The following is a 10,772-nucleotide window of genomic DNA, read 5'->3' as shown; positions in this document are numbered from 1 at the left end:
TTTGTCTGAGAATCTTGATAGAGTCTAAAAAAGCCACCCTATGAGGTGGCGATAATTGATTTAGACTTTTAAAAATTCTTTATTTTTTATTGAACTGCTGCAACCAAGTCTTGAGCTTGTTTTTCAAGTGAATTTAGGACTGTTTCTTCTAGAACTAATTTTCCATCTGCCCAGGCAGAGTCGTTAACACGTGCAGCAGTAAAGTCACCAACGACTTGTGTACGGATGAATGGCAAGAGGTCTTTGTAAATAGCGAAGAGTTGATCGTGACCTGCATTGGCTACAGATGATACGGTAACAAACTTGTCTTGAAGGGCAGAAGCGCCACGTGTATCAGACAAGTCAAGAGCACGAGATAGCCAGTCAAGCAAGTTTTTCACTGGCCCAGGAATTGAGTGATTATAAACTGGTGAGAAAATCCAGATAGCATCCGCAGCGAGAACTGCTTCACGAGCAGCAGCTACAGCTGGATGAGTTGGAACTTCCAAATCTTGGCTGAAGAGAGGTACAGCTGAGTAATCAAGATAGCTAACTTCTGCTTTACCAGCAAGTGCTTTCTCAGCTTCGAGAGCCATTTGGTGGTTGAAAGAACCTTGACGTAGTGAACCGACGATAAATAATACTTTTTTAGACATGATGTGTCTCCTTTTTTTAAATTTACGAGAATTTTCTCGTTGTTATAAAATATATTACAACAAAACAAGACAACTTGCAAGGAATTTGCTCAGAGTTTATTTGAAAATTATAAAATTGCTGAAACTCTAGTCAGTTGCCACTGGAAAAGTAAGAACTGTTTTTTTGATTTTAGTTTTCTTTGATTTTATAGGAGTATTCCAATATTCTCTTGTAATATAATGACATAAGTGCTAAAATAAACAAGAAAACTAGCAATAGAAACCGCAGAACAGCTATTTTCCGGTATCATTTCATAAATCATTAAAGGAACAATAATGGCATTGAAGAATGCTTCTAAAAGGGGTGGAGATCATGTAAGGCAAAGATTAACAAGTGACGGACAAAAGAAATAATAATACACTTGTTAAGGAGAAAAGATGTTAATAAGAAATTATCGGAAAAATATTGGCCTGATGGCCGGAATTGAGTTTTTTGCATTTCTAGGGATTACCAGTTTTTGGATTCTCTTTCTCAGTCAAAATGGAATGTCTCTTTGGCAGATTGGACTTCTGGAGAGTATTTTTCATACGACCAGTCTTCTCTGTGAAATTCCATCTGGTATGTTAGCTGACCGCTATTCCTATAAGACCAACCTTTATTTAAGTCGTATAGCAGGGATTGTGTCTTCTATTCTTATGTTGGCTGGGCAGGGAAATTTTTGGATTTATGCGCTAGCTATGGCGATAAGTGCCTTGTCTTATAATTTTGATTCAGGAACAAGTGCAGCAATGGTCTATGACTCGGCTGTTGAGGCTGGACTAAAAGAACGCTATCTATCCATTTCGAGCTTTATGTCAGGAGTAGCAGAAGGAACTCGGTCTTTGGGGACAGTGTTGGCGGGATTTTTTGTCCATGGTCAATTGCACCTGACCTACTATATCATGATTGCCACTTCTATCATAGTTCTTGTCTTGATTTGGATGTTGAAAGAGCCCAGTGTCAAGCTAGAAAAAACTGATAGTGTGACCATGAAACAGATTATGTGGACTGTTAAGGAAGAGTTGGAGCGAAATCCCATGCTCTTCAACTGGATGATTTTGTCTCAGATTGTTGGTACACTCATGTGCATGTTTTATTTTTACTATCAAAATCAGTTACCAGATTTAAGTAGTTGGCAAATTTCAGCAGTTATGCTACTTGGAAGTCTCTTGAATATCGTCGCAGTCTATCTAGCGAGTAAGATTGGAAAGAGATATGCCGCCTTGAAGCTTTTCCCTGTCCTCGTCCTGCTGACTGGAGTTACCTACCTGCTGTCCTACTTTGGAACACCTCTAATCTATATTTTGGTTTATTTGATTAGTAATGCTCTATATGCTCTTTTTCAGCCGATTTTTGATAATGATTTGCAAGAGCGGCTCCCAAGTGAAGTAAGGGCAACCATGCTGAGTGTCTACTCTATGATGTTTAGTCTAAGTATGATTGTCTTCTTCCCACTGACAGGCTGGTTGATTGACAATTTAGGCTTTGTAGTAACATTTCTTTATCTAGGATCCTTTTTAGTCATGATTAGCCTTCTACTGCCTATCTTTTTAGGAAAAATGGCTAAAAGAATAGATGATAAAATGATTCCATAGATTAAAAGAATTTCTGAAAACTTGAGTGCAAGCTCAGGTTTTTTAATACGGTGATTTCGCTTGTGTCTATGCTTTTCTCTCTCGGTTTTAAACAAGAAAAATCGGTTTACTTTGAAGGAAGAAATAGAATTGGTTTCTTATACTCAATGAAAATCAAAGAGCAAACTAGGAAGCTAGCCGCAGACAGTACTTGGGTACGGCAAGGCGAAGCTGACGTGGTTTGAATTTGATTTTCGAAGAGTATTCTTGCATTCACTTGTAATAAAGCCCAATAGATGGTAAAATAGACGAGTGAAAACAAGACAAAATAAAGCAAAAAATAATCTACTGTGGCAGTACGGTCTAGGGATGACGATTTTGTTTGTGGTTATCAGTGCTTCCTTTCTGTATCTGGTTTCTCTTAGTATGAAACCTTATCAAACAGCTAAAAGTGAAGGAGAAAAATTAGCTCAGCAGTATGCAGGATTAGAGCAGGCTGATCAGGTTGATTTATACAATGGCTTGGAATCTTATTACAGCGTTCTTGGTCGTAATAAACAGCAAGAAGCACTTGCTGTCCTGATCGGAAAAGATGACCATAAGATTTACGTTTATCAGCTAAATCAGGGTATTTCACAAGAAAAAGCAGAAGCGGTTTCTAAGGAAAAAGGAGCTGGCGAGATTGACAAGATTACCTTTGGCCGTTATCAAGACAAGCCAATCTGGGAAGTCAAGTCAGGCTCCGATTTTTATCTAGTAGATTTTGAAACAGGAGCATTGGTCAATAAGGAGGGCCTATGAAACTATCCAACCGTGTTTTAGAAATGGAAGAAAGTGTGACCTTGGCTGCTGGAGCCCGTGCCAAAGCACTGAAGGCTGAGGGAAGAGATATCTTGTCTCTAACCTTGGGTGAGCCAGATTTCACTACTCCAAAAAATATCCAAGATGCCGCCATTGCATCGATTCAAGAGGGGCGTGCTTCTTTTTATACAGTAACCTCAGGCCTGCCAGAGCTCAAGGCAGCAGTCAATACCTACTTTGAGCGCTTTTATGGCTATTCTGTAGCGCCAAATCAAGTGACAGTAGCTGCAGGAGCAAAATATTCTCTCTATACCTTCTTTATGGCTGTGGTCAATCCAGGTGATGAAGTTATCATCCCAACCCCCTACTGGGTCAGCTATGGAGATCAGGTTAAGATGGCAGAGGGTGTGCCAGTCTTTGTTCCTGCTAAGGAAGACAATCACTTTAAGGTGACTGTAGAGCAGTTAGAAGCAGCTCGCACAGACAAGACCAAGGTTTTGGTGCTGAATTCACCATCTAATCCGACAGGTATGATTTACACCCGTGAGGAACTCTTAGCAATCGGGAACTGGGCTGTAGAAAAGGATATTCTCATCCTAGCAGACGATATCTATGGGCGCTTGGTCTATAATGGCCATGAGTTCACACCTATTTCTAGTCTATCAGAAGCGATTCGCAAGCAAACAGTGGTTATCAATGGTGTGTCTAAAACCTATGCTATGACTGGCTGGCGTATTGGCTATGCCGTTGGAGAAGCAGACATTATCGCTGCCATGTCCAAGATTGCAGGTCAAACAACTTCAAACCCGTCAGCAGTAGCCCAGTATGCAGCAGTTGAGGCTCTATCAGGCGAGCAAGATACGGTGGAAAGCATGCGTCAGGCTTTTGAGGAACGTCTCAATACCATCTATCCCCTTCTTGCTGAGGTGCCAGGATTTGAAGTGGTCAAACCGCAAGGAGCCTTCTACCTCTTCCCAAATGTCAAAAAGGCAATGGAGATGAAAGGCTATACGGATGTGACAGAATTTACAACCGCTATCCTAGAAGAAGCTGAAGTAGCCTTGGTCACAGGAGCTGGATTTGGAGCGCCAGAAAATGTCCGCCTCAGCTATGCGACAGACCTAGACACGCTTAAAGAAGCAGTTAACCGCTTGAAAGCATTTATGGAAAAATAAAAGAAAAGGAAAAATAATGACAAAACGTGTAACGATTATCGATGTAAAAGACTATGTTGGTCAAGAAGTGACGATTGGCGCTTGGGTTGCCAACAAATCAGGAAAAGGGAAAATCGCCTTCTTGCAATTGCGTGACGGGACAGCCTTCTTCCAAGGTGTGGCCTTTAAACCAAACTTTTTAGAAAAATTTGGTGAAGAAGTGGGACTTGAGAAGTTTGATGTCATCAAACGCTTGAGCCAAGAAACGTCTGTTTATGTGACAGGTATTGTCAAAGAAGACGAACGTTCTAAGTTTGGCTATGAGTTGGATATTACAGACATCGAAGTAATCGGTGAATCTCAAGACTACCCAATCACACCAAAAGAACACGGAACAGATTTCTTGATGGATAACCGTCACTTGTGGCTCCGTTCTCGTAAGCAAGTAGCTGTTATGCAAATCCGTAACGCTATCATCTATGCAACTTATGAATTCTTTGACAAGAACGGCTTCATGAAGTTTGATAGCCCAATTTTATCAGGAAATGCGGCTGAAGATTCAACTGAACTCTTTGAAACAGACTACTTCGGAACGCCAGCTTACTTGAGCCAATCAGGTCAGCTTTACCTAGAGGCAGGTGCTATGGCTCTTGGCCGTGTATTTGACTTTGGTCCAGTATTCCGTGCTGAAAAATCAAAAACACGTCGTCACTTGACTGAGTTCTGGATGATGGACGCAGAGTACTCATACTTGACACATGATGAGTCACTTGACTTGCAAGAAGCTTATGTGAAAGCTCTTTTACAAGGTGTTCTTGACCGTGCGCCTCAAGCATTGGAAACTTTGGAACGTGATACAGAGCTTTTGAAACGCTACATTGCAGAGCCATTCCAACGTATCACTTACGATCAAGCCATTGATCTCTTGCAAGAGCATGAAAATGATGAAGACGCTGATTACGAACATCTTGAGCATGGTGATGACTTCGGTTCACCACATGAAACTTGGATTTCAAACCACTTTGGTGTGCCAACATTTGTCATGAACTATCCAGCAGCCATCAAGGCCTTCTACATGAAACCAGTTCCTGGGAATCCAGAGCGCGTGCTTTGTGCAGACTTGCTTGCCCCAGAAGGCTATGGAGAAATCATCGGCGGGTCTATGCGTGAGGAAGACTACGATGCATTAGTTGCTAAGATGGATGAACTTGGCATGGATCGTACTGAGTATGAATTCTACCTTGATCTTCGTAAATACGGTACAGTACCACACGGTGGATTTGGTATCGGTATCGAACGTATGGTAACCTTCGCAGCAGGAACAAAACATATCCGTGAAGCCATTCCATTCCCACGTATGTTGCATCGTATTAAACCGTAAATAAAATAAAAAAGTTATTATAATAAAAAGAAGGGTAATTCCTTCTTTTTGTATTTTGGGTACAAAAATATTATACAAAAAGCGAGAATATATAGATCTTTTTGGTTGACTAGTGTTAAAAATATATGATACAATTGGATAATGAGTATTGTGTTGTAGTTTCGTTAAAGAAGGCTTTCTTTAGCAGGAGAGGCAGGGGATATGAAGGACTTCAACCGTATTCTAAATCAACATATATATAAATAAGGAGAAAACATGTATTCAAGAATGGGAAAATACCATGGTAGAAGAGCTCAGCGCTTTTCTATTCGTAAGTATAGTTTTGGTGCGGCTAGTGTTCTTTTGGGGACTGCTCTTCTTTTAGGAGTAAACGCTGTTAAAGCTGATGAAACAAGTACTGCTTCTGCAAAAACTCCAGAAGTTACAAATTCTGATAAACAGAAATCTGATTCTGGTTCAACAACACCCGTTGTTGAAGAACTTCCTGAATTAAAGATTGATGCTGTAAAAGCAGATGAAAAATCTGAAGTAAAAGCAGATGAAAAACCTGAAGTAAAAGAAGATGCTAAAACTGAAGCTAAACCTGTAGCAGAAAAAGAAGTTACCGATAAAGCTGCAACAGAAAAATCTGATAAAGAGCAAGCTGATAAAAAAGAAGCAGACAAAGAAAAAACTAACAAAGAAACATCTGAAAAAGCTGCAACAGAAAAAGCACAAGACGATGTTAAAACAGTTCTTACTCAATTGACTTCAGAAGCTGATGTTATGGCAACAGTAGCCTCAAACTTCTCAGATAAAGAAGTGAAAGATGAAGCATCTAAACAAAAGTTATCGGCTGCAATTGCTACAGTGAAGCTTGAAGCAGTAGCGTCTAAAGGATTGCTTTCATCTGATGCTTCTAAAGACCAAATGGTAGCTCAAGTGAACCGTCTTTCTGCCGCAATCGAAGCAGTTTATGCTGAAATGAAACGTGCGGGTCATGCAGGTAAAGTTGAAGCTGTATTAGATGGTGCAGCAACTCAAGACCAAAAAATCGTAGGTAAAGATGTTGTTAAAGATGGAGAAAAAGTTAAATCTATAACAAATGGTTATATTACGATGAATGCTGATAATACAGCTCCTAAAGCATGGGGATTTGATTCAACAATTGATACTACAGATTTACAAGCAGGTTCAATTACAAAAATCGAAGTTACAAACTTAGCTGAGTTTGGTGCTGCCTTCCCTGCAGGAAAAGAAATTACTGCAGCAGATGGTACTGTAATCGGTAAAGTTAAATCTATCGACTATAGAACATCAACAGGAAACAACAATAACAAATCTGTACCATATTGGGCGCAACGTACACAACGTGGAATGACTTATGATCAGCGTGTTGCTGAACAACCAGCTGTTGCTAATGAAACGGGTACATATACTTACAACATTGAGTGGAACGCGAAAGTGAAAGATTATCCTGTTGTTTCATTTGGTGCTGAAAACTTATCAGGTGGTGGATACTTAGCTCCGCAAATCTCAAAAGATACAGATTATAAAGCTACTATTAAGATCGATGGCAGAACAGTTGTTGAACATACCTATACACGTAAAGGTCAGCAAGCAAGTTTCTCAAAACAAGGAACATCAGCTTCATTAAGATCAAATAATGGTTTAGGATATGTTTCTAATGAACTGAAAAGTAAGAGTGATACTCTAGAGATTAATACAGATTCAGACATCCGTTATGGAGTAGGGTCTAAATTTACTATTAAACTACCTAATTCTGAATTTACAGAATTCAAAGAACTTCAAGGAAGTACTAACTTTGTAAATGGTCTAAATACAGCTTCAACTCTTAACCCTAATAAAGGAGACAGTATTACCTACCGTCTTGCTAACCGTTGGGCAAACGTTAAAGCTAATGAAAATAATGTTTGGATTCTTCAAGATGGTCGTGAAGGTGGATTTACATTAACTCCAAAACTAATCTCTCCAACAGAATTAGAAGTAACTGTAACAGAAGGATACATCCAAGAAGGTTCTAATATCTCGTTATCTCTTCAATCTTTAGGTGTAGAGAAAGTTATTAAAGATAAAACTTTAACAAGTGAATTCTCTAATGTTACTTATAATGAATTTGGACTTATTACAGGTGGAACAGCAGGGAATGATAAAACAGCAGCTACGTTAACGGTCTCTGGTGGAACATCTATTAGTGGTGAAAAAGAAGATGTAACTACAACAGTTGCAAATGGTTGGGAAATCAATGCATCTGGAACACCTCTAGGAGAACCACCAACAGGAGCAGTAGTAATTGGACTTAAAGATCTTGAGACTGGTAAAATTATAGGGCATGCTACTACTAAATATGATGGTAATCGTCCGTTAAATGAAGATGGTACAAAGGATAATACTAATGTCCTAGGTAAAAAATACGATGTATCTGACTATATTCCTCCATTAATAAAAGAAGTGGATGAAGAAGAGTACATCCTTGCAGACATCCCTACAACAGGAATTGAAGGTACATTAAGTGTAACGAACACTAGAGCTCGTGATTTATATTCTACTGAAGAATTGAAAAAGAATGGACTTAATGCTTCAGCTTATGTTACGCCAGTAGATTACAATTATGTTAAGAAAACAAAAGTAGAAGAAGTAAATCGTACAATTAAGTATGTTTATGCCGATGATGCACCAGGTCTTGCAGGACAACAAGTATTTGATCCAACGACTCAGACTGTAAGCTATAAAGGAACTGTTAAGACAAATGCTGAGGGTAAAGCAGTAATTGGTTCAAATGATAAACCAATCTACATTAACTGGAAAGGTATTGGAGATACAAATCTTCCAGAAGTAACAGTACCTCAAAAAGAAGGATACATTGCAAGTGTAGAAAAAGTTCCGGTACAGCCAACAACTGCAACAGATGAAGATTACGAATATGTAGTAACTTACTCACCAATCCAAAAAGCTAAAACAACATTTGTCTACCAAGACAAAGATGGTAATGTTAAGCAAGTGGAAGGTAACACGCCAATCTCTGAAACAGGTAAAGGTGGAGACAAACTTACAAAAGCAGATGAAATCGCTGCGAGAATCAAAGAAGCTCAAAACAAAGGATATGAAGTAGTTTCTAATACATATCCAACAGATGGCGTCTTTGATAAAGATGTTGACACTGACCAAGAGTTCACAGTAACACTTAAAGAACGTGTTGTACCAGTTACACCAGATCAACCAAAAACACCAGGAACTCCAGTAGATCCAAATAACCCAGACGGACCTAAATACCCAGCTGGCTTGGAAGAAAAAGATCTAAACAAAACAGTAACACGTACAATTACATACGTATACGAAGATGGCACTCCAGTATTAAACGAAGACGGCACTCCAAAAACAGTAACACAAGAAGCTAAATTCACACGTGAAGCGAAAGTTAATTTAGTTACAGGAGAAGTTACATATGGAGATTGGACTCCAGCACAAGATTTAGCTGAAGTTAAATCACCAGTAGTTAAAGGATTCTTAGCTGACAAAGCAAGTGTACCAGTAGTAAACGTAACAGGTGATTCTGAAGATATCAAGGAAGTAGTAACCTACAAACCACTTGGTTCATGGGTACCAAACATCCCAGGTCAACCAACAGACCCAATCAAGTATCCAAACGATCCAACAGATCCAACCAAACCAGGACAACCAACAGAAGTAGTACCATATGTACCAGGATACACTCCAAAAGATGGCAATGGTCAACCACTTAAACCAGTAGATCCAAACGATCCAACTAAAGGTTACGAAGTACCAAGTGTCCCAACTAACCCAGGTGAGGATACACCAATCAACTATGTGAAGGATACGCAAAAAGCTAAGACTACTTTCGTAGATGAAAAAGGAAATCCAATTCCAGGTGTTGACGCTATTACTGAAGAAGGTGACTCAGATACACCATTAACAAAAGAAGCTGATGTAAAAGCGAAAATTAAAGAACTTGAAAACAAAGGATATGAATTAGTATCTAATACATACCCAGAAGGTGGTAAGTTCGATAAAGATAAAGACACTGATCAGGAGTTCAAAGTAACACTTAAAGAACGTGTTGTACCAGTTACACCAGATCAACCAAAAACACCAGGGGCACCTGTTGATCCAAACAACCCAGACGGACCTAAATACCCAGCTGGTTTGGAAGAAAAAGATCTAAACAAAACTGTCACACGTACAATTACTTATGTTTACGAAGATGGAACTCCAGTATTGAACGAAGATGGAACTCCAAAAACAGTAACACAAGAAGCTAAATTCACACGTGAAGCCAAAGTTAACTTGGTTACAGGTGAGGTTACATACGGAGATTGGACACCAGCTCAAGACTTGGCTGAAGTGAAGTCACCAGTAGTAAAAGGATACTTAGCTGATAAAGCAACAGTACCAACTACAAAAGTAACTGCAGACTCAGAAAACACTACAGAAGTGGTAACATACAAACCACTAGGATCATGGATTCCAAACATCCCAGGACAACCAACAAATCCAATCAAGTATCCAAATGATCCAACAGATCCAACCAAACCAGGACAACCAACAGAAGTAGTACCATATGTACCAGGATATACTCCAAAAGATGGAAATGGTCAACCACTTAAACCGGTAGATCCAAACGATCCAACTAAAGGATATGAAGTACCAAATGTCCCAACAGATCCAGGAAAAGATACAGTAATTAACTATGAAGCAAATGACGCTAACCTAGTAGTTAAATATGTAGATGAAAATGGAAAAGAACTTAAACCTACAGAAACAACAAAAGGAAAAGTAGGAGATGAGTACACTACAGAAGGAAAAGTGATTGACGGATACGTATTAGTACGAGTAGAAGGTGAAGCGAAAGGTAAGATTGGTAAAGACGGTTCAACAGTAACTTATGTTTACAAGCCACTTGGTTCATGGGTACCAAACATCCCAGGACAACCAACAGACCCAATCAAATATCCAAACGATCCAACAGATCCAACCAAACCAGGCAAGGATAAACCAGTTCTTCCGTACGTGCCAGGATACACACCTAAGGATAAAGACGGTAATCCGTTGAAACCAGTAGATCCAAACGATCCAACCAAAGGATATGAAGTACCAAGTATTCCAACAGATCCAAGTCAAGATACACCAATCAACTACGTAGCAAACAAAGCTAACCTAGTAGTTAAATATGTAGATGAAAAAGGCAAA

General features: G+C 39.3%; 6 protein-coding genes. 5 read left to right on the top strand and 1 reads right to left on the bottom strand.

The features are described from left to right. Positions 1 to 86: 86 nt before the first annotated feature. Complete coding sequence (locus O3616_RS09805; protein ID WP_140224320.1) at positions 87 to 635, bottom strand: NADPH-dependent FMN reductase; 549 nt, start codon at positions 633 to 635, stop codon at positions 87 to 89. Positions 636 to 1,052: 417 nt separating this feature from the next. Between O3616_RS09805 and O3616_RS09800 the strand changes: the two genes are divergently transcribed. From O3616_RS09800 to O3616_RS09780, 5 genes are all read left to right on the top strand, one after another. Beyond that, on the top strand, positions 1,053 to 2,249 hold the full coding sequence (locus O3616_RS09800; RefSeq protein ID WP_371638766.1) for an MFS transporter: 1,197 nt from the start codon (positions 1,053 to 1,055) through the stop codon (positions 2,247 to 2,249). Between the two features lie 291 nt (positions 2,250 to 2,540). Beyond that, the gene (locus tag O3616_RS09795; protein WP_042750837.1) at positions 2,541 to 3,029 is read left to right on the top strand and encodes a DUF5590 domain-containing protein; all 489 of its coding nucleotides are present in this window, start codon (positions 2,541 to 2,543) and stop codon (positions 3,027 to 3,029) included. Next, complete coding sequence (locus tag O3616_RS09790) at positions 3,026 to 4,204, top strand: pyridoxal phosphate-dependent aminotransferase (RefSeq protein ID WP_049510424.1); 1,179 nt, start codon at positions 3,026 to 3,028, stop codon at positions 4,202 to 4,204. Before O3616_RS09795 ends, O3616_RS09790 begins: the two co-directional genes overlap by 4 nt. Before the next feature lie 16 nt (positions 4,205 to 4,220). Beyond that, complete coding sequence (gene asnS, locus O3616_RS09785) at positions 4,221 to 5,564, top strand: asparagine--tRNA ligase (protein ID WP_061590523.1); 1,344 nt, start codon at positions 4,221 to 4,223, stop codon at positions 5,562 to 5,564. Between the two features lie 255 nt (positions 5,565 to 5,819). Next, the coding region (locus O3616_RS09780; protein WP_371638765.1) for a MucBP domain-containing protein at positions 5,820 to 10,772 on the top strand (4,953 nt) is incomplete at its 3' end.

Origin of the sequence: Streptococcus sp. 27098_8_86, from assembly GCF_041432595.1 — a bacterium.
In the GTDB taxonomy this organism is placed as follows: domain Bacteria; phylum Bacillota; class Bacilli; order Lactobacillales; family Streptococcaceae; genus Streptococcus; species Streptococcus pneumoniae_F.
This window is presented reverse-complemented; position numbering and strand designations above follow the sequence as displayed.